The sequence below is a fragment of the Microcoleus sp. AT8-A3 genome, from assembly GCF_036705675.1.
Lineage (GTDB): Bacteria > Cyanobacteriota > Cyanobacteriia > Cyanobacteriales > Microcoleaceae > Microcoleus.
Genome location: NZ_JAUBVD010000050.1, coordinates 21518 through 43167, shown reverse-complemented (window position 1 = coordinate 43167; position 21650 = coordinate 21518). Strand labels below are relative to the sequence as shown.

The window sequence follows — 21650 nt, the reverse complement described above, 5'->3', positions numbered from 1 at the left end:
CACCAGTCACGACAACGCCGACACCAGTCACGACAACGCCGACACCAGTCACGACAACGCCGACACCAGTCACGACAACGCCGACACCAGTCACGACAGGAACAGGGAACCCAAACATATTCCCGATCGGATTACCCAACTCTAACGAAACTCCCTTGGGAATAACGGAACCTAACAATCAGATTCTTAGTATTCCCACGGTAAATTTTTCCCAAGCTACTTACAAAGTCAATGAAAGTTCCACAGGAGTCGTTCAGACAAAAATTACTCTCACTCGCACTGGGGATCTAAGTAATATTTCCAGGGTGTACCTAGAACCCCATACTGGTTCAGCTACTCGGGGAACAGATTGGAACTTTCCCCCCATGTTCTCTGGTGAACTCACCTTTAACCCAAACGAAAATAGTAAACCTTTCACAATTGACATCTTACCGGATGATCAGGTTGAGGGAACACAAGAAATTGAGTTTCGGATCACCGATCGGGGTAATGCCAATATTGGCTCTCAAAGCTCTGCTACCTTGCAAATTTTTGATCCTGACTCACAGTTATTTGATCCTGACTCACTTTTCACCGACACGAACGTTCCGATATCTGGTGTGGGTTCAGCCATCTGGGGAGACTACAACAATGACGGCAAACTCGATATCCTCGGAAGTAGCCGAATCTACGACAACACCCGAATCTTCAACAAGACCGACGGGAGTTCTACCGAATATGGCTTTAACGAATCTAAGCGAAAAGACTTGCCAGGTAGTAACTCAGCGTGGGGAGATTACAACAATGATGGGCTACTAGATGTCACGCTGAGCCGCTACGAATTTAACTCTACTTCGCGTCGTAATGCTGAAAGCACACAAATCTACCGCAACATAGACAATGACTTTAACATAGGCAATGACTTTGCGTTTGAGAGACAGCTACCTGATGTTTACCCGTACGATTCCCAAGTAACTTGGGGAGATTCTAACAATGATGGTCGTCTTGATATCTTGCGAACAGGCGTTAATAATTGGGGGGGGTTTAGTACCAATCTCTACCGCAACGAAGGCGCTGTCAACGATCAATACAGCTTTAATAATTGGGCTCTCCCACTATCACTACCACGCAGTGGCGGTGCCGCTTGGGCCGACTATGACAACGACGGTAAACTTGATATTCTGCTGACAGTGCCGAATTCCAACAACTATCCAACCGCCAAACTCTACCGTAACCTGGGCGATGGCACTTTCAGTGACATTGGTTTAAAACTGCCCGGTTTGGGATATTTCGATTTTGTCTCTTCGGTTGCTTGGGGAGACTCCAACAACGATGGCAAACTCGATATCCTGCTCACAGGTCTGGATGGTGAAGGAAAACCTATTGTTAAAGTTTACCGCAATCAAACCAGCATCAACGATCCTAAAGGCTTTTACGACAGTGGTGTGCAAATACCTGGTTTGGAATATGCTCAAGCGACTTGGGGAGACTACGACAATGATGGGAGGCTCGATATTCTGCTAAGAGGTCGCGATCGCCCATATTACGAAGCAGGACAGTACATAACCAAAATCTATCGTAATACAAGCAGTGGAAGCAGCGATAGCTTTGACGACGGTGTACAGGTATACAGTGATTTAGAGCCTTTTGGTGGTTATGATCAAGTCCCTTCTACCACTTGGGGAGACTATGACAGCGATAACAAACTAGATATTTTGGTAGTACACGGCTCCACCACCAAAGTCTTCCACAACAATACCTCTAATACGAACACTCCTCCCAGTCCACCCACAGGGCTGATGGTTGAACCTGATGGCCGAAATGTGACTTTTAAGTGGAACCGGGCGATAGATGCTCAAACTCCAAGTCTCGGTTTAAGCTACAACCTGCGAGTTGGCACTACGTCAGAGGGCAAGGATATTATTTCCCCGATGTCTCTCGATGACGGAACTCGGCAATTGGTGGGCTTGGGCAATGTCAATCAAAACACCCAGTGGCAACTTAAAGACTTGCCTTTGGGGACTTATCACTGGAGCGTGCAGGCAATTGACACTGCTTGGGCAGGTTCGCCCTTTGCCGAAGAAGGGAGTTTTACTCTTGCCAACAGCTCTACAGGGCTTAACCTCAGCGTTCCCGAGACATTGATCGGGACACTCAGCAGCACTGACCCCGACAACCCCGCTCGTACAGGCCGCTACCGAGACGACTACAGCCTTGTTGGAGTAACGCCGGGGCAGAAGGTGAAAATCAACCTCGATGCACCCTTTGACACCTACCTGCAACTGGTTAATGCAGATACTAACGAGGTAATCAAATTTAACGATGACTTTGGCGGAAGTGCGAACTCGCAACTTAGCTTCAAAGTGCAGCCAAACATCAATTACCTCGTGCGAACCACCAGTTACAGTAGCGGTACGGAGGGCGGCTATAATTTGAGCGCCACCAAGATTACTGAGAACAGCCCACCAGAACAGCAGATGCGTTTAGGTGGGAGCTACACTGAGTTTAACCAAGCCATCAAAGATGTATACACCGACCTCGATGGCGGCCCGATTAATTACCAGTTAACTCTACCTGATGGCAGTCCTTTAGAAAACGGTGGCTCAAACACCAATTGGCTCAGACTTCAATCCAACTCCTCGGAAAACACCATCACATTCACCGGAACTCCCCCAACCGGTTCGCAACCCTTCGAGGTGAAGTTAATAGCTACAGACTCTTACGGTGCCAGTAGCGAACAGACTTTCACGGTAACAACCAAAGATGGGCGCTGGGTGATTGACGGTTACATAGACGGTGCAACTGTGTTCTTAGACGCCAACAAAAACGCCGTCCTCGACACCAACGAACCATCCACCACAACCGACACAGGCGGTAAATTCAATCTCAACATCCCCTTCGAGACATTCGACACCAACAAAAACGGAGAAATCGACCCATCAGAAGGCAATCTAGTAGCCATAGGAGGCACTGACACCGCCACCGGCTTACCCCTAGAAACACCAGTCACCGCACCGCCAGATGCGAGTGTAGTCACCCTCCTAACCACCTTAATCGCCGACTTAATCGACAAAGGAATTGAACCAGAATCAGCCCAATCTCTAGTCAAAGCTGCCCTTTCTCTCCCCGGCGATGTTGACCTAACTAGCTTCGATCCAATAGAAGCTACCAACAACAACGTACCAGGCGGAGTCCAAGTCTTAGCCGCAATGGTGAAAGTCCAAAACTTCATCACCCAAACTAGCGGTTTGATTGACGGTGCATCCAGTGCAGTCAATACCGATATTGTCAAAGCTGTTGTCAGTTCAATTACCAATCAAATTCAATCTGGTACAGTCTTAAACCTCAGCAATGCCGCAGCCTTAGAACCAATCATTCAGCAAGCAGCCGCTAAAATCCAGCAAATAGACCCCAGTTTCAACTCTCAACAAGTCACCCAAATTACATCGCAATCCGCGACAGTAATGGCAACAGCCAATCAACGCATTGATGCGGCTGTCTCCAACCCAACAGGAACATCAATTCCTGAATCACTTGCCCGCCTCCAACAAGTAGCCTTGGGCCCAACAACTCAAGACTTCAAAGAAGTTGGTGCAGGAAATAAACCTATTTCCCAGCTAGTTGCTGACAATACTGGTACTGCTTTAGATAGCAGAATTGAAGCTGTAGTATTACCTGTTGGGATTGCAACTCCTGTTGTCAGCGGCGATGCTGATTTGGGCAGCAATTCCCCGGATGCAATTCTCGGTACCAATGGCGACGATATCCTGACGGGCGACAGCGCGAATAATGTGTTGATGGGCATGAGGGGCAATGATTCCCTCGATGGAGTTCTGGGGAATGACACTATTTTCGGTGGCAAAGGTAGCGATACAATCCTCGGAAGTAGCGGTGATGATGTCTTATTTGGCAACCGTGGTGCTGACATCTTGAATGGCGATGATGGTAATGATATTCTTTACGGAGGTAAGGGAGATGATTTACTCAATGGCGGTTTGGGAAGTGATACTTTGGTAGGAGGAATGGGAGTAGATAAGTTCTTACTCTCTACCAATTCCGGTACTGATACGATTACTGACTTTGAAGTCGGTCAAGACTTGTTAGTATTGGGTAACGGGTTGAGTTTCTCGCAATTGGCGATTGCTCAAGATAGCGGTGCAACTTTAATCCGGTTGGCACAAACAGGAGAGATTTTAGCTTCTCTCAGTGGTGTTTCTGCTAGCAGTATTAGTGCCGTTAATTTCGGATTGATTTGAGATTGGGTAGGGAAACGGCATTGCCCATTAGTGTCAACTTAAGCTTTTAGTCCGTTAGTCTTCTCGCTCATCCGTCAGTCCGCCAGGGGTTGAAACCCCTGTCTAATAGCTAAAGTCCTCTGAAGAGGACTAATGAGTTCTTCAGTCCTCATAGCGAGGACTTTAGCTTTGAGACAGGGAATTCATTCCCTGTCGGACTATTGGTTTTACCTTAAGTTGACACCAATTGCGCTGTTGCCGTGTCCTCAATTGCCGTGTTCTCGATCGTTATATCCGATCGCCCAATCGGGCAATTTCATCATCCAATCCGGTTGATTTTACCCATTACCCGAAATCAGGATACGGCTGTGCCTTGTCCCTACAATCGATCGCGTGATGCTTAAATCCGAGCGAGGAAAATTGATTATTTTAGGGTAGGGAAACGGCAATGCCGTGTCCTCCGTTGCCTTCAATCCGCGCAGGGGGATTTTGTCTGTGTAGACGCGGTTTCAACCGCCGAGTATCTGTATAAAATGCGGATTTAATCTAACATTCCAAATCAGCACCGCTGATATCGCATTCCCGGTAACTGCGAAACTAATCCCAACAATTCCAACTGCAAAAGTATACTAGAAACCGTTCCCGCTTCTAATCCCGCTGCTTCCACAATTACATCAAAAGAAATCGGCCCAGATACGATCGCACTTAACACCTTAGCCAATTCTGGCTCCAACAGCGGCCCTTGCTTCTCAACCGTCGGATTTGGAGGAAATAGCGACAACTGCTCGGCTCTATCCAATTTTGGCATAGCTCCGAGCATTTCCAACAACCTGTCTTCGCTTAAGTGTCGATCGCTACTCGGCAGAATCGGATGAGCACCTTTACTCAGCAACTCCAAACACCCAAAGGAACGCTCATCATCCAATCTTGCTGTCAAAACATACACATCCCGACAAAAATCATTCGCTTGATAAGCAGTAATTAAAGCACCAGATTTATGCGGAGCTTCTATCACGATTGTAGCGCGACTTAAGCCAGCAATTATGCGATTTCGGCGCGGAAAATTAGTTTTATTCGGTTGAGTCCCCGCCGGATATTCACTAATTACCAATCCCTGCTGCAAAATGCGATCGCACAACCTCTCATTTTGTTTAGGATATACAATATCTACCCCCGTCCCCACCACTGCGAAAGTCCTTCCTCCCGCCTCCAAACAGCCTGTATGAGCCTCTGTATCAATGCCCGCCGCCAATCCCGAAACCACAGTAAAACCGCTTCTAGCTAAAGCCGTACTAATTTTGCGAGTCCACCTTCTGCCGTATTCCGTTGGGCTGCGAGTACCAACCATTGCCACCGTCGGCGTAATTCCTTGATTCTCTTTGCGATCGACATTACCGCGATAATACAACACTGGTGGCGGATTGGGAATTTCCAATAATAAGCGGGGATAATCTGAATCGGCGGGCGTCCAAAAACTGGGATTTTTTATAAGATGTTTTTCGAGAAATTCTTCAGGATTGAGTTTAGTTCGTTCTTGGGAAATTGTTTCAATTATCTGCTTACCAAACCCTTCGACTCGCATGAAATCTACTGGTTTTGCCGTCCAAGCTTCTGCCAAACTATTGAAATTTTGGTGCAATCTTTGCAACAAAATCGGCCCGATACCGTTAATTTGCGACCATGCCAACCAGTAAGCGCGTTCTTCTACCAAGGAGTTACCCTCAACTTATATGAAAATAATTTTATCATTTTTGGTTGAATATATAGAAATCCTAAATCATTTGTAAATTTCTTACTCCCTCCCCGAACCCGCGGGGAGGGTTGGGGTGGGGCAAAAAAATACTACTCCTGCAAAGATTGCTATAAATATTTTTTACGAACCGCGAAGGCGCTAAGAAGGCGAAGGGAATTAAGAGGGAGGTTGACAATTACTGGCTAAGGATCGCGAATTAAATAACTTACAATTTTAATTGTTATTGTGGGATGGGCTCTTATAGCCCGTCCACTCATGACGGGCTCTTATAGCCCATCCCACTTTCAAGAGTGGAAGTTATTTAATTCTCATTCCTAAGCTTTCCAATCAACGAAACGCACGTAAATATAACCAATAATTTCTCCGATCACAGTCCGAAAACCTTCGCTCGATTTCCACCATTCTTGGGGATTGTAATCTTGCGGTTCAGCAGCTATAATCCCGACTTTAATGTCAGGATTCAGCACTTCTTTGAAAATAATCCAACTTCTGCGGGCGTGAGGGCCAAAAGAATAAAGATTAATTGACTCAACTTTTATGGCAGAAGCACCTAGCCAATCCTGAAGTGCGATCGCAGAAGCAGCAGTGCGGTGTTTGAGAACACTCGCTGCTGGTACTGCTACTACTTTGTTTTTATCAAATCCTAGCGCAATACAAGTCGCGGCAGCTAGTTCGGCATAATTTTTATATTCAGCAAGATAGTAGCCTTTACTTAAAGGAACTCCTGTGGTAACTAATTGGCGGTATTCGCCTTTTTTGAATTCGGCGATCGCACTTTGGATCGCATAATCGGGCAACCAGCCTTCGACAACCAAAACATCTGCTTTAATCGGCGCATTTACCGCCAAAAACGGATGGATATTTGTGATAATTAAGAGCATTGTAATTATTAATCCCATCAGAGCAATTACCCAACCTTCCTTGGTAACTGCCCACATTTCTCGGCGGCGGATTAGACGAATTCTCATTTTAACTAGCTCTAGATGTTTTAGGGTATGGAGGCAGATTCGGCGAGACTGAGAAAGAGGGAAATAGTGGGAAAGTGATAGAATTTCCCAATGCCCCATGCCCCATTCCCAATGCCCCATTCCCAAATTATTGGTGTTTCAGATACTCAAAAACGCTTTTATCCCCGATATCCTGCGGCATTGGTTGAAAAAACTTACGCACAGCAAAGATGATAAACAAAGCCGCCCAAACAGCCAGCAAAAATTGTTCATTTTCGGCTGACAAAAATCCGAAAATATGTCCTAAAATTAACAGAGGGACTCCCGGAGTCAAAAACTTAGTTTCGAGGCGATTAAAGCAGAATGCTTCCTTAAAATAAATGCCATTTAAGGCTGCAAAAGTAAAGCCAATTCCCCACAATGTGGCGGGATGTTCGTACACTGCTAAAGCTAGAGGTTGGCTGCTTTGTAGGGCGACAAACAATGCTGCCGCGCCGCCGATCGCCCAAAACGCCTGTAGTGTGCGGTGCAGCGCAATCATGTAAATGTGAATAGTTGCCAAGCTGACGCCTAAAGCTATCCAGAAACAAGCAAAAACAGGCGTTACAGCTTGGATTGCCATCGGGTTGTCGCCCTGTTGCAGCACCAGAGTAGTGCCGATCGCAAAACACAGCGCCGCCACCCCCAATCCGGCGCGGTAAATCAACACTCCCGTGCGATCGTTTTGAGTAATCGTAAACTCGCCGAATTGTCCTTGATAGACTGGCGATTCATCAGGTGATTTCAGTAGTTGCATTACAGCTTCCTCCTATCAGACACAATGTACTTCTGCCAAGATATACTTTATTGATAAACCGAGCCAGCGAGACCGAGCGATGCCTAAATTTAACAAGCCTAAACTTAACCAGCCTAAAGTTAACAAATCTAAAGTTAACAAATCTAAAGTGGACGATCGCCCAGAGCAAAGCCAATCCCTTCCTTCACAATCCGAACTTCCTCCAGTTCAGCTTGATGAAACCATTGTAGCAGGCAGAAGACCCAAACCGGTCAACGACTTTCAGAGGCTGCTGGAGGAATTATCCGAATTGAGAGCGGGGTTCGATCCAGAAATGTTAGCGCATCTCGATGAAAATCTCCCATTTAATACCAAGCAATTTGAAACTAAAATCAGTAAAATTTTGGGGTCAAAAAATATTGATTTCAGCCTAAAAAATTCCGTCAAATATCTAGAGTACATCAAGCAAAATATTCAACTACCCTGCCACGTTACCGGCATAGAAGAGTTTGAATGGGAAGAAGAATATACAATGGGTTCCGGCAGCAAAAAAGAATATGCACGGCTCAAAAAAACTCAACCTTCTTATACTGATAGATTCACAATTAATCGGTTGGAGGATTTGGTGCTTCAGGAAGAAGGCATATTTGTGGAAGTGCAGCGCGTCAGCGATCGCCAAAAGTTTATGTTGCCTTTATCAGAGTTAGAATCCGTTGATGTAATCTCCCGAAACAATCAGTTATTAGATGATTATGCCGTGTGGTTTATCAATTATTAAGGAAGAGTGGAAAAGTGAAAGAGTGGGGGAGTGGAAGAGGCGAAGACTGGGAGAAGGGGAAGAGCGAGGGATGGGAAAAATCTTCCTTCTTCCTTCTTCCTTCTTCCTTCTTCCTTCTTCCTTCTTCCTTCTTCCTTCTTCCTTCTTAATTAAATGGAAGCCGGCAAGTGCGATCGCGAAACCAAAGCCAAAGCTTCAACCAAACTGCGAACAGCCGCAATCATCGCCACTTCGCTATTAAGTTGGCTGACAGCAGAACCGACACCAACACCCGCAGCGCCGGCTCCAATAGCGAGGGGTGCGGTGACGCTGGAGATACCGGAAGCGCAGAGTACGGGGATGGATACGGCGCGGGAAATTTCAAAAGCGGAGGCCAAAGTAGGCGCTGCTTTTTCAATTAATCCCAAGGTGCCAGCGTGAATTGGTTGAGCGCTAGTGCCACCTTCGGTTTGGATGATGTTAGCCCCAGCTTTGACTAATTCAATTGCTAATTGCACTTGTTTGTCGAGTGTCAAAATGTGGGGAACTGTCACAGAAAGAGTGATGTTTGGAAATAGCGATCGAGTTTCGCGAGTCAACTGCAAAACTTCCTCAGCTTCAAAGCGGCGGCCTTCTGCGTAGAAAGCATCAAAGTTACCAATTTCAATCAAATCAGCCCCAGCTTCTACCGCAGGCACAAACTTTTCCGGTTCCACAGCAGATACACAAATTGGCAAATCTGTCAACTGTTTTGCCATCAATACCAAATCGCGATCGGCAGCAATATCGACAAAGGAAGCACCGCCGAGATCCGCTGCTTTGACGACAGCAGCAACGTTGGCGGCATCAAAATTATTTAAACCGCTGATAATTTTCAGGGCGCGACCTTGCTCAAAAGCGCGCTGCAATTTAGAATTTACACTCATCGTTAGTTTTCCAACTCAAAAAATTTCTTAGACTCATTTTGACACGAATTAGAACAATTTTTGATTTTTAATTCTTAATTTTTAATTACTACGCGGCTGGCGAAATTTGTAAACATCTTTGATAACTTGTGCCCAGCCGTCAGAGAGAGATTCGAGAATACGAGATCCTTTTTCTTTCGTCGCCGCCGTCGCATCGCCCAACACACCGCTTTCAGTCAACTCTCGCGTCAGCCAAGCAAAAGGCAAATTCCCTTCCATACTCAGCAAACTCTCTGTTGGTAAACCCTGCGGATAGTCGCAAACTGCCAGTTCCATTTTCACCTGTTCGGGCAAAATTGACAACATCAAACTCGTTTCTGCATCACCCGCGTGAATTCCCAACTCCAACTCCTTGGCAGTTAATAATTCAGCAGCCACATTAGGAACGCGCCAAACAAACAGCGGAAAAACCGAAAAATCCTGATATTTTTGATGAATATCCCGCGCCGCAATTTCCATCACCTGTGGCTGTCCGCCGTGACCATTCATTAACACTAATTTCCGAAATCCAGCCTGATAAATACTGTCTGCAATTTCGCCGATTACTGCTAAAAGTGTCTGAGCACTGAGCATAATTGTACCGGGAAAATGGCAGTGTTCGTTCGACTTACCATAGTACAAAGGCGGCAAAGCATAGGCGGGAATATTTGCCTCTAACTTTGCCAGGGCTTTGCCTGTAACTGCCGCGCTAATTGCCGCATCTACAATTAAAGGCAAATGAGGGCCGTGCTGTTCGATCGCACCTAGCGGCAGAATTATCACAGTATTTTCCTTATCCGGCATAGACTGAATTTCTGTCCAAGTCAGATATGGAAAAAAGCGTGATTCTGGAATAAAATTGTGCATATTACGATTCTACAAGCTCAAGGGCAAAAGTTATGAACACATTTGAGCGCCTAAAGATCGAGGGGTTTCGCCGTTTGTTTTCGGCAGAGGTGGAAATGCGAGATCTGACAGTGATGATTGGTGCTAACGGTGTTGGGAAAAGTTCTTTCTTAGAAATATTCTCACTTTTAGCAGCATCAGCGAACGGTCAGTTACAGTCCAAAATTTCAGAGTTGAGCGGTCTAACTCAGATGATAACATTAGACCGGGCTGATAGCGTGTCAATCTCCTTATCGATGCCTATAGAGAATCAGGAACCGCTTAACTATTCTCTGAAACTTGCAACCAAAGGTCAATTCTATGAAATTGGTTCAGAAACTCTAATCCAACAGCGCGATCCCAATGCTTCTCAACCTTTTAAGTATATTGAATCTCGCGGTTTAGATGTCAAATATTTCAGTCCAGACGATGAAAAGCTACTACGTCCAAACTGGCAGTACAATCCTTTGGAAAGCTCACTCGCTCAGGTTCCTAAGATGTATCGGGAACCAGAAACATTGAGACAGCACTTAGCTTCATGTAGCTTTTATAAGGCTTGGGAATTGAATCTTTCCCCTCAAAGTCCTATACGTTTACCTCAATCTATGCGTCCTGCAACTTTGCCCGGTACTAAGGGAGAAGATTTAGTTTCATGCCTTTATTATCTGCGAGAAACAGATCCAAATCGATTTGAAATTATTCAAGATACACTGGCGGCAGCTTTTCCTGATTTTGAAAGGTTGAGTTTTCCGCCAGTAGCAGCCGGAACTTTAGCAATGACTTGGAAGGATCGAAATTTTTCTCATCCTTTTTATATGCACCAACTATCCGAGGGAACGCTGCGATTTCTATGGTTAATCACCTTACTGCAAAGTCGAGATTTGACCGCTGTCACGCTGATTGATGAGCCGGAAGTTAGTTTACATCCAGAGTTGTTACAACAACTAGCTCATGCTATGAGAGAAGCTTCTCAAAGAACTCAACTAATTGTAGCAACTCATTCAGATAGACTGATCGGATTTTTAGAGCCTAAAGAGGTGCTTGTCTGCAATACTGAAGATGGATTAACAACTCTAACTTGGGCTGACTCTATAGAATTAGAACACTGGTTAAAAGATTATAGCTTGGATCAGCTTTGGGCAATGAATATCATTGGAGGCAGACCGTGAAGATTGCTATTTTGGTTGAAGGAGCAACGGAAATGGCATTTAAGTCTAACCTGCAAGAGTTTCTTCAGTTACGCCTGGGACAGCAGATGCCAAAATTAAAGTTTATACCTTGTAACGGTCGCATTCACAAAGGAAAGAAACTCAGGGTCATCGTGGAAAATTTATTGACTGGTAAAGATGCCTGTGATGCTGTAATTGCATTAACTGATGTTTATACAGGCACTAAAGATTTTAAAGATGCAGCGGATGCTAAGGCTCAAATGAAAAATTGGGTAGGGAACAATCCTAAATTTTATCCCCATGCAGCTTCCCATGACTTTGAAGCTTGGCTGTTACCTTTTTGGTCAAAAATTCAGCAAATATCAGGAGGCAATAGAGCCGTTCCTAGCGGTTCTCCTGAACTGGTCAATCACAATAATCCACCTTCTTATCGGATTAAAGAAATATTTGAACAGGGAAAACGTCGCAGTTATGATAAAGCACGGGATGCCAAAAGAATATTAGAGGGACAAAATCTCATGGAGGCTGCCGCAGTCTGTCCAGAATTAAAGGCTTTTCTGAATACTATTTTATCTCTTTGTGGGGGCGAATTGATTCCTTGACCCGCCCAAAAACGGATACGAGCCCGCCATTCCTGTTGTGGAAAAAGCGAGATTTTAGACCAAGCTCTGGCGCGGGTTTCAGACCTTGCTCGCTATATGTATATAATGTGCTGTGCGGTCACGCAAGCACTCCTAAACAACGCTTTTTACTTTCCCAAGAGCTCCTCCTATCATCAAGCGTGCAAGCTTTCACTCTTCGTGCGAGCATCTTGGCCGCTAAAAATATATAAAGCGATCGGGATGCTCGCACTCCTAAAAAAGGCTTTTTACAAAATTCGACTGCTCCCAATCAACTAGCCTGAAAACTAAAAAGTAATTTCCAAGATAGCTCACATATTCTGTATGTGGGTAGATAATATATAAATATAGCAGATGCTTTAACAGCGTGGTGATAGACGCTCGCCAGCTCAAACCGAAAGACGTAGAGATGACTAATTGATGGAAGCTTGGCAAACCCCACAAACTAATTTAACCGACATTCCGATCGCCGAGGAACTGTCGCGCCGCATCCCTCGATCGCACGATCGAAAAGCAGAAAACCGAGCGCTGCAAACGCTGGCTCGACAATTGGCAACCTCACCGCACAGGCTGCTAAAAACACTCGTTGCGATCGCTCAAGATTTGTGCGACGCCGGAAGCGTCGGAGTCTGCTTGCTAGAAGAAAATGCAACTTCCGAACAAATATTTCGCTGGGAAGCCTTAGCGGGCGCGTGGGAAGCAGCAGAACATAAAAACACACCCCGCAAATTGCGTTTGTCGGGCACCGGGATCGATCGCCAAACTCCCCAGCTTTACTTTGCTCCCGAACAATATTTTACCGACTTACAACAGTTAGAATTGCCGATCGCCGAAGCGTTAGTCGTGCCACTGCAAGCAGAAAATCAATCGCTGGGGGCAATATGGATTGTATCTCACGATGCCGATCGCCAATTCGATGCCGAAGACTTGCGGATCGCGATCGCCTTAGCAGACTTTGCCGTTGCCGCCGTACAAATCGATCGCGCCCATCAAACCAAAGAAGCTTTGCGAGAAAGCGAAGAACGCTGGCAGCTAGCCTTGCAGGGCAACAACGACGGCATTTGGGATCAGAACCTGCAAACGAATTGCCAGATCCTGAGCGATCGGTGTTTAGAGATTTTGGAACGTCGGCCCGAAGAAGTCAAAAACTTCAGCCAATTTTTGAGCTACGTTCATCCCGATGATGTGGAGATCGTGCAAAGCAATTGGCAGCAGCACTTGCATCGAGAAACCTCACATTACTGCTGCGAGTACCGCATCCGTTGTGGGGACGGGCGCTACAAATGGGTTTTAGCCAGAGGGCGAGCAATTTGGGACGAGTCAGGCAATCCCGTGCGCGCCGTGGGTTCCCTCACAGATATCAGCGAGCGTAAACAAACAGAAATTGCCTTAAAACAAAGCGAAGAACGTTTGAGCATCGCCATCGAAGGCTCAGGCATGGCAACCTGGGATTTAGACGTGCGAACAAATCGAGTAATTTGGTCGGCGACCCATTTCAGCATTTTGGGCTGCCAACCGGTACCAGGCGGGGAAGCAAGCGCGGTTGTGTGGGAAAACTGCGTGCATCCAGACGACTTCAAGCAAGTCATGCAAGCAGCCAAAACAGCTCGGCAAACCCGATCGCTCTACTCCCCCGAATACCGGATCATCCGCGCCGACAACGGAGAAATCCGCTGGTTGAGCGCGTTCGGGCGCTATCTCTACGACGCAGCAGGCGAAGCAGTGCGGTTTATCGGAGTATTATTTGATGCTACCGATCGCAAAAAAGCCGAACTCGCCCTACAAGAAAGCGAACAAACCGTGCGGCGTCAACTTGTAGAGATAGAGTCGCTCTACCAAACAACTCCCGTGGGTTTAGCCGTTTTAGACACAGATTTGCGGTTCGTGCGGATCAACCAGCGGTTTGCCCAAATGAACGGCTTGGCAGTAGAAAGGCACATCGGCCATACCCTGCGCGAAATTGTCCCCGACTGGGCAGACACAGCCGAACCTTTGTTGGGACACCTTCTAGACACCGGAGAACCGATCCGGAATTATGAACTCACCGGTGCAACTAGGGATCAACCCACAGTTGTTCGCACTTGGCTCCAGAATTGGTGGCCGCTCAGAGACAGGGGCCCAGAGATTGTGGGGATTCATATCGTGGTACAGGAAATTACCGCTCGCAAAATGGCAGAACTCGCCTTGCAAGAAAGCTACAACCGTTTCCAATTAGCTACAAGGGCGATCGACGGCATGGTGTTTGAGTGGGATTTGGCAGCAAACTCAGTTTACCGTTCCCAGGGACTGTGCTCGATCGTCGGTGTCTACCCAGAGGATGCACCTGCAACACCAGAGTGGTGGAGAGAACGCATCCATCCGGTCGATTTGGCACGCATCCAAGCCGGGGGGCAATCAATCTTGAATATTCCCGATCGCTATGAAATCGAGTACCGAGTCCGGCACGAAGACGGGCGCTGGATCGATGTTTGGGAGCGCGGCTGTTCGATCCGCAACCAGCAAGGTGAAGCGACCAAAATAGTCGGCTTCACCAGCAACATTACCCAGCGTAAACAAGCAGAAGCAGCACTGTGCGATCGTGAAACCCACCTGCAGTTGATTCTCGACAGCGCCAAAGACTACGCCATCTTCACCATTGACACCGACGGACACATTACCAGTTGGAACGCAGGGGCCCAGAGATTGCTGGGCTATTCCGAAGCCCAAATCGTCGGGCAGCACGGACGCATCATCTTCACCCCAGAAGACTCAGCAGCCCGGATGCCGGAAGCAGAAATGCACAGCGCCCTGACTCAAGGAAAAGGAGAAAACGAGCGCTGGCACCTCCGCAAAGACGGCAGCCGCTTTTGGGGCAGCGGGCTGGTGATGCCCCTGCGCGACGCAGCAGGCGAGGTGCAAGGTTTCCTGAAAATTATGCAGGACAAAACCGAGCGCCGGCAAATAGAAGAAGCACTGCGGCACAGCGAAAATCTCTACCGCACCCTCGCCGATGGCGTCCCGGAATTAATGTGGATCAACACCGCCGACGGCAGGTTAGAGTTTTGCAACCAACACTGGAAAACCTATACGGGCATGAGGCCAGAATTGCCGATGCCTGCGCCGGTGCTGCAATTATTTCATCCTGATGATCTGCCAGCAGTTGTCGCCACGCGCACTCCTGCGATTGCAGCCGGGGAAGCCTACGAATTCGAGTGTCGGGTACGCAGGTTTGATGGTAATTACCGCTGGCATCTAGCGCGACTTGTACCCGTCAAAGACAGGAAGGGAAAGGTGGTGCAATGGGCTGGTATCGGCATTGATATTGACGATCGCAAACGAGCAGAAGAAAGCTTAGCAGAAAGCGACCGCCGCTTTCGCTTCCTCGCTGAGTCGCTGCCCCACCTGCTTTGGAACGTAAGTTCCGGCGGGGAAATTCGCTTTACCAATCAACAACAATGGTTGGAATATCTGGGAATGTCTTACGAGGAAGCCGCTCAAAGCAATTGGCAATACCTAGTCCCGCCCTCGGATTTGGCAGAATCTTGGGCCCGCTGGGAAGAATGTCTAATCAGCGGAGAAGTTTATCAAATTGAGCTGCGCCTGCGGCGGGCAGCAGACCAAATGGAACGCTGGCATTTGTCCCGCGCCGTGCCAATTCGCGACGCAGGGGGGCAGATTGTCGAGTGGATCGGCACAAACACCGATATTCACGATCGCAAACAAGCCCAACTCAACGAGCAGTTTCTCTCCGATCTCGAAGCCCGCTTGCGACAGCGCTTCAACCCCACAGAAATGTTGTGGGAAGCCATGAAAAGTCTGGGAGAATATTTAAAGGTCGATCGCTGCATCTGGCACGAAATCGATTTAGAAGCCGATCGGGCAATTGTCCACCAAGACTGGCACCAGTCCGACATTGCCAGCGCCGCCGGCACCTATCAAATCTCAGACTTTAAGACGCCAGAACTGAAAGCTCTGTCTATGGCAGGTCAAACCCTTGTCATCTCAGATATCGCTACTTACCCCCATACAGCGCATTTATTCGATAACTACGGTGCCGTTTGTATTCGCGCTTTGGTCGATGTTCCCTGCCTTCAGGAAGGGCGCTGGGTGGCTCTTTTGCTGGTGACATCAAGGGTGGTGCGGCACTGGCGGCCCGATGAAGTTTGGCTGATGCAAGAAGTGGTGGCTCGCCTCTGGACGGTGATCCTGCACGCGCGAGCTCTGCATGAGCTGCACGAAAGCGAGGCTCGGTTCCGCGCTCTAGCTGACAACATCGCTCAGTTGGCTTGGATGACAGATGCTGCTGGGGGGATTTTCTGGTATAACAAACGCTGGTTTGACTACACAGGCACCACCCTAGAAGAAATGCTAGGCTGGGGCTGGCAAAAGGTGCACCACCCGGAACACCTCGATGGCGTTGTGGAAAAATTTAGGCGCTGCATTGAAACAGGCGAACTCTGGGAAGATACTTTCCCCTTACGGGGCAAAGACGGATCGTACCGCTGGTTTCTCTCCCGCGCCGTGCCGATTCGCGACGAGCAAGGCCAGGTGCTGCGCTGGTGTGGCACTAACACCGATATTACCGATCGCAAAGTTGCAGAAGCAGAACGGGAAAGCCTTCTAGCACGGGAAAAGGCAGCGCGGGAAGAGGCAGAACAGGCTAACCGCGTCAAAGACGAATTTTTGGCTGTTTTGTCCCACGAATTGCGGACTCCCTTAAACCCGATTATGGGCTGGGCGAAGCTGCTGCAATCGAATCTTCTGACACCCCAAAAGCAGCGTTATGCCTTAGAGACGATCGAGCGCAACGCCAAACTGCAAACCCAGCTTATCGAAGATTTGCTCGACGTGTCGGGGATTCTGCAAGGCAAGGTTAGCTTGAATATTGCACCTGTGGATTTAGCCGAGGTCATCGGCGCTGCTATTGAAACGGTGCGTCTGGCGGCCCAAGTCAAGTCGATTCAAATCACCACTCAATTTGCACCGGATCTGGGCCCGGTGTTGGGCGATGCGGGCAGACTTCAGCAGGTAGTCTGGAATTTGCTGTCAAATGCCGTCAAGTTCACCCCGCCGTCGGGCAAAATCCAAGTCGTTCTCGATCGGGTGGACACCTTGGCCCAAATTACTGTAACTGATACGGGAAAAGGTATCGAACCTGATTTTCTGCCCTATGTATTCGACTACTTCCGGCAAGCTGACAGCTCGATGACGCGCAAGTTTGGCGGATTGGGTTTAGGATTGGCGATCGTCCGCCATCTCGTCGAACTCCACGGCGGTACAGTGAAATCTGACAGTCCCGGCGAAGGACAAGGTGCAACCTTGACTGTCAGGATACCTCTGATGCCGATCCAGTCTCAGACAAGTCCTGCGGGAACTGCGTCGCCGGATCAATCCTTCAATTTGAGCGGTGTCAAGGTGTTAGCGGTGGATGATGAGGCCGATGCGCTAGATTTAGTGGTTTTTCTGCTTGAGGAGTGTGGGGCAAGTGTTACAGCAGTTGCTAACGCGGCCGATGCCTTGGCGGTTTTAACTGAGTCTGTGCCGGATTTGCTGTTGAGCGATATTGGAATGCCCGACACTGACGGTTATATGTTGATGCGACAGGTTCGGGCTCTGGCGCCCGACAAAGGGGGACGGATTCCGGCGATCGCCCTCACGGCTTATGCTGGAGAAATTAACTATCAGCAGGCCCTGGCTGCGGGGTTCTGGCGCCACATTGCTAAGCCTTTAGACCCCGACAAGTTGGTGCAGGCGATTGGGGAGGTACTCGAGCGATCGGGCAAAAACATTGTTTAAAGTGTTTTTGTGTCGGAAAAGTATTTATTTAATGAACCGCGAAGACGCAAAGAACGCAAAGGAGGGAGGGAAGAAGATAGGAAGAAGTTAATCATCTCAATTCCGCTTATATCTGAGATATTGCACCATTTTTATGAACAGGCTTTCCGGCCTGTTCATAAAAATCTGATTGACAATGGTACAATATCTCAGATGTAACCAATTTAATCGTCGATCGATCGCGCATCATCTCCAATAAAAAAACCTCACAGATGGAGGTTTTTTGATGATTATTGGTGCTAGTCGGACAGGTTAAAACATCCTGTCCCTGCATGATGCCCACAGCACTAAGACTCAATTCTTAGCGGTAGTCACTTCGCACGGCAGGCTCGCGATCGCTGGTTGTAGTTGTATAGCGGACATTTTCTTCACGTTTGCGGGGAATCAAGCCCAACAAACCAGACAAACCTAACAATCCCAACCATCCCCAATCAAAATCGCGATCGTTCTCAGCATTGTAGACATCGGAGCGAGGAGTGGTGGTGGTTGTAGTGTTGTTAGTACCGCCAGTTGTATCTGTCTGAGCTGAAGCAGGCAGATGAGCTGGTGCTAGGGCTAACCCAGCAGCTATAATACCTGCACCGATTGCTTTGGATAAATCAGAACGTTTCATAATTCAAATGCTCTCTGTTGGCTAAAATCTTTAACTATCAAAACTATATCGATTGGCTTTTAAAGTTAAATCCATCTCTAGCGGTAAACATTGCTAAGTTCCACGTATAACTACAGATTGATATCAAATTTTTAGCAGGCGCACAAAATTAAAAATTGCTCGCAGAGGCACTCCGACACTAGAAATAGCGGGTCTGACCGAAAGCATCCAGGATACCCGCCACGTGATTCATTCCGAAAGCAGACTCAGGACCGGTGAAATAAAAAACCTATATCCGATGAAACTTGCCGAACGTATTTATCCGTAAGGTCAATGCTTCAATCTAAAACCTAAAATCTAAAATCTAAAATCGATTGACACCTCACCCGGTTGTGAGGCAGTGCGACAGTCTCGACAATAGACAAGGTGTTGTTGACAAAAAAAGGTAAACTCAGATATTGCACAGATAAGTGTTGGAACTCGATCGACGGAGATAGAAACTTTTGGGTATAGAGCTACGCAGCTACGTATTTCTAGACAACTTGCAGCCACAGCACGCAGCATACATCGGCACAGTCGCCGCCGGATTCTTGCCGCTGCCGGGGGATGCGTCGCTGTGGATAGAAATCTCGCCCGGTATCGAAATTAACCGAATTACCGATGTCGCCCTCAAATCTGCCTCCGTGCGCCCGGGAGTGCAGATAGTCGAACGCTTGTACGGCCTTCTGGAAGTACACTCGAGTCAGCAGGGGGAAACGCGGGCCGCAGGCAAAGCAATTCTAGAATTCATCGGACTCCGCAGAGAAGAAGGTATCAAACCGCGAGTGATTTCCAGTCAAATTATTCGCAATATTGACCCCCACCAAACACAATTAATTAACCGCACCCGCCGCGGACAGTTGCTGCTGGCGGGACAAACGCTTTACGTCTTAGAAGTAGAACCGGCGGCCTATGCAGCGCTGGCGGCCAATGAAGCAGAAAAAGGCGCATCTATTAACATCTTAGAGGTTCAGGCTGTAGGCAGTTTCGGACGGCTTTACCTCGGCGGCGCAGAACGAGATATTATAGCAGGTTCCCAGGCAGCAATTGCGGCGGTGGAAAACGTGACGGGTCGAGAAAATCCAGCAATTGTTGGTCGCAAGGAATAGCCGTTAAAGGAGATGTAATTATGGCAAATACACAGCATTTAGCGCTGTTAAAAAAAGGTGCAGTTAGTTGGATTGAATGGAGAAGTCTCAACCCAAATATAGAGCCGGATCTCAGCGAAGCTAACCTCGCCGAAGCAAATCTCAGAGGTGCGTATCTTTGGCGCTCGAACCTTTTTAAAACAGATTTGTTTAAGGCTAAATTAATTGCGGCAAACCTCGCAGAATCTAATTTTAGTTTAGCAAATCTTGCAGGAGCGCAACTGCTGGAAGCTAATTTAATTAAAGCTAATTTAACTGGAACCAACCTCCAAGCGGCTGACTTCAGAGGATCTGATTTGAGCGGTGCTAATTTAATTGGGGCGGACATTAGCGGTGCCAATCTCCAACAAACCGATTTTGGAGAGGCGAATTTAATCGGTGCGGTGATGTTTCGAGTTAATGCGATGGGCGCGAACCTCAACTGTGCTAATCTCAGTCAAGCCAATCTGACTCAAGCCGAATTGATTGAAGCACATTGCTATGCAGCCAATTTCTCTAAAGCTAACCTCGCGGAAGCTCACTTCACAGCAGCATATCTTTTCCGGGCAAATCTCTGTTTTGCACAGTTGAGCGCGGCAGATTTCCGGTGGGCAAACCTCGGCAAAGCTGATTTGAGAGGGGCTAATTTGACCGGGGCAAATCTCCGGGGAGCGAACTTGGCGGGAGCGAATTTGGGGGAAGCTATTTTGAAAGGAACAATCATGCCTGACGGCAGCATTGTTTCATCATAAGTCTGAGCAACGGAGGACACGGCATTGCCGTTTCCCTACCCCAAAATAATCGATGGCGCTCGCGAGAGATGTAACTATCGCCCGATTAATTGCAGGAAACGGCATTGCCCATTGGTGTCAACAAACACGTTAAACCGATATTCCGACAGGGGTTGAAACCCCTGCCTCAAAGCTGAAGTCCTCTAAAAGAGGACTAAGGAATTATTCAGTCCTCTTTGAGAGGACTTTCGCTATTAGACAGGGAATTCATTCCCTGGCGGACTGCCGGGTAGGCGGGAGGACTAGCGGACGAAAAGCTTAATTTGACACGCCTGGGGCATTGCCGTGTCCTGACTGTGGGTAATATTAATTCGGATGCAACCGGAAACTTATACCGAACTGGCAGTTAATTTCTACCAGGGGGCGATACTTGATAAAGTCCTCTAACGGGCCCTTGATCGGTCGGTGAATTTTGCTGCTGCGTTGGAAGTGTAAACTGATCTTGGAGTCCGCCGGGAGTAGGGAAACAGCCGCTTGGTTGAGGTCCTAGCTGACAAGCTGCAGGCAGTGCCATGATTGAGGCATCGAAGGGATTGACGGCATCTGGGACGCGGAGAATCGGGTCGCTGGAAACTTGCCGCTGCATGACTCGTCGGTAAAGGCCGCTGAGGCGACTAGCATCCCGCTCGATTTCTTTTTCGGGAAAGGCAACGACGCCGCTGGGGGAACCGATGCCTAAATAGTCGCCCAAGTAACCTTGCAAGCTGACGTTGTGGTAAAAGTCTCCTGAAGCTTCAAAGTATTGTCGGTTGAAGTCGTCGGCAATCGGGTGAAATCGCTCTGTTTGTGCTTGAGCTGGTTTGACGTATGCCAGTGCGGCAGAGGCGACAGCGAGAATCAACGCGCCGCTTAGGCTTTTTAACTTTTGACTCATATATTTGGGCCTCCTTAATTAATTCCGATTCCAATTTGACACTCCCTGACCTAAAGGACAGGGATTCTTAATTCAGCGACTGACCTTAAAATGTTGCGTCCTTTCGGCAATCCTTAAACTTTTCAACCGTGCAATTGCACCAATTGACGAGCTTAACTCACAACCACCCCAGAGGGTCTATCTCCAAAAGCGTACTAGGGTACGAACCTAGAGTTCGGGTGTGCCCCACCCTACTTGATTGAAACAAATTATTGATTTTCTGGTGGGTGAGAATGCGTTGATTCCCCAGCTCTGTTTTACAAGGTTTTCGCTACCCTTCTTTTTGCTTTTAAAAAGCTTTCAGGTTCGA

At 47.8% G+C, this 21650-nt stretch carries 15 protein-coding genes; 8 read left to right on the top strand and 7 right to left on the bottom strand.

Annotation, left to right across the window (positions count from 1 at the left end):
- Positions 1–155 precede the first annotated feature (155 nt).
- Both QUB51_RS23500 and QUB51_RS23495 read left to right on the top strand, forming a co-directional pair.
- Complete coding sequence (locus QUB51_RS23500; RefSeq protein ID WP_333263475.1) at positions 156–4235, top strand: FG-GAP-like repeat-containing protein; 4080 nt, start codon at positions 156–158, stop codon at positions 4233–4235.
- A 132-nt stretch (positions 4236–4367) separates the two neighbouring features.
- A complete protein-coding gene (locus QUB51_RS23495) occupies positions 4368–4550 on the top strand; it encodes a hypothetical protein (RefSeq protein ID WP_333263478.1) in 183 nt (60 codons plus the stop codon).
- Between the two features lie 223 nt (positions 4551–4773).
- Here the strand turns inward: QUB51_RS23495 and dprA are convergent, their stop codons facing one another.
- The 3 genes from dprA to QUB51_RS23480 all read right to left on the bottom strand — a co-directional run bounded on the left by dprA (position 4774) and on the right by QUB51_RS23480 (position 7710).
- Complete coding sequence (dprA, locus tag QUB51_RS23490) at positions 4774–5925, bottom strand: DNA-processing protein DprA (RefSeq protein WP_333263481.1); 1152 nt, start codon at positions 5923–5925, stop codon at positions 4774–4776.
- Between the two features lie 356 nt (positions 5926–6281).
- Entirely contained in the window at positions 6282–6935 is a 654-nt protein-coding gene (locus QUB51_RS23485) for a YdcF family protein (protein ID WP_333055171.1), read from the bottom strand.
- 127 nt (positions 6936–7062) lie between these two features.
- Positions 7063–7710 carry a DUF2301 domain-containing membrane protein gene (locus QUB51_RS23480; RefSeq protein ID WP_333055172.1) on the bottom strand — a complete coding sequence of 216 codons (648 nt, stop codon included), beginning with the start codon at positions 7708–7710 and terminating at the stop codon, positions 7063–7065.
- 79 nt (positions 7711–7789) lie between these two features.
- Between QUB51_RS23480 and QUB51_RS23475 the strand changes: the two genes are divergently transcribed.
- Positions 7790–8467: a calcium-binding protein gene (locus QUB51_RS23475; protein WP_333055173.1), complete on the top strand. Its 678-nt coding sequence runs from the start codon at positions 7790–7792 to the stop codon at positions 8465–8467.
- 149 nt (positions 8468–8616) lie between these two features.
- Here QUB51_RS23475 and QUB51_RS23470 read toward each other — a convergent pair whose 3' ends face one another.
- The gene (locus tag QUB51_RS23470) at positions 8617–9372 is read right to left on the bottom strand and encodes a DUF561 domain-containing protein (RefSeq protein ID WP_333211608.1); all 756 of its coding nucleotides are present in this window, start codon (positions 9370–9372) and stop codon (positions 8617–8619) included.
- An 81-nt stretch (positions 9373–9453) separates the two neighbouring features.
- Positions 9454–10257, bottom strand: coding sequence for a creatininase family protein (locus QUB51_RS23465; RefSeq protein WP_333211606.1), 804 nt, complete (start codon positions 10255–10257; stop codon positions 9454–9456).
- Positions 10258–10289: 32 nt separating this feature from the next.
- Between QUB51_RS23465 and QUB51_RS23460 the strand changes: the two genes are divergently transcribed.
- The 3 genes from QUB51_RS23460 to QUB51_RS23450 all read left to right on the top strand — a co-directional run bounded on the left by QUB51_RS23460 (position 10290) and on the right by QUB51_RS23450 (position 17839).
- Positions 10290–11444: an AAA family ATPase gene (locus tag QUB51_RS23460; protein ID WP_333211605.1), complete on the top strand. Its 1155-nt coding sequence runs from the start codon at positions 10290–10292 to the stop codon at positions 11442–11444.
- On the top strand, positions 11441–12046 hold the full coding sequence (locus tag QUB51_RS23455; RefSeq protein ID WP_333211603.1) for a DUF4276 family protein: 606 nt from the start codon (positions 11441–11443) through the stop codon (positions 12044–12046). The genes QUB51_RS23460 and QUB51_RS23455 overlap by 4 nt, the downstream gene beginning before the upstream one ends.
- 438 nt (positions 12047–12484) lie before the next feature.
- Entirely contained in the window at positions 12485–17839 is a 5355-nt protein-coding gene (locus QUB51_RS23450; RefSeq protein ID WP_333263485.1) for a PAS domain S-box protein, read from the top strand.
- 340 nt (positions 17840–18179) lie between these two features.
- Here the strand turns inward: QUB51_RS23450 and QUB51_RS23445 are convergent, their stop codons facing one another.
- Positions 18180–18491 (bottom strand): WGxxGxxG family protein, encoded by a 312-nt coding sequence (locus QUB51_RS23445; protein WP_333055180.1) that lies wholly within the window; start codon positions 18489–18491, stop codon positions 18180–18182.
- A gap of 482 nt (positions 18492–18973) precedes the next feature.
- Between QUB51_RS23445 and QUB51_RS23440 the strand changes: the two genes are divergently transcribed.
- Positions 18974–19618 carry a hypothetical protein gene (locus tag QUB51_RS23440; RefSeq protein WP_190661578.1) on the top strand — a complete coding sequence of 215 codons (645 nt, stop codon included), beginning with the start codon at positions 18974–18976 and terminating at the stop codon, positions 19616–19618.
- 20 nt (positions 19619–19638) lie between these two features.
- Positions 19639–20388 carry a pentapeptide repeat-containing protein gene (locus QUB51_RS23435; protein WP_333055181.1) on the top strand — a complete coding sequence of 250 codons (750 nt, stop codon included), beginning with the start codon at positions 19639–19641 and terminating at the stop codon, positions 20386–20388.
- Between the two features lie 385 nt (positions 20389–20773).
- On the opposite strand, the gene QUB51_RS23430 is transcribed toward QUB51_RS23435, so the two are convergent.
- Positions 20774–21301 (bottom strand): hypothetical protein, encoded by a 528-nt coding sequence (locus QUB51_RS23430; RefSeq protein WP_333233264.1) that lies wholly within the window; start codon positions 21299–21301, stop codon positions 20774–20776.
- Positions 21302–21650: the final 349 nt, after the last annotated feature.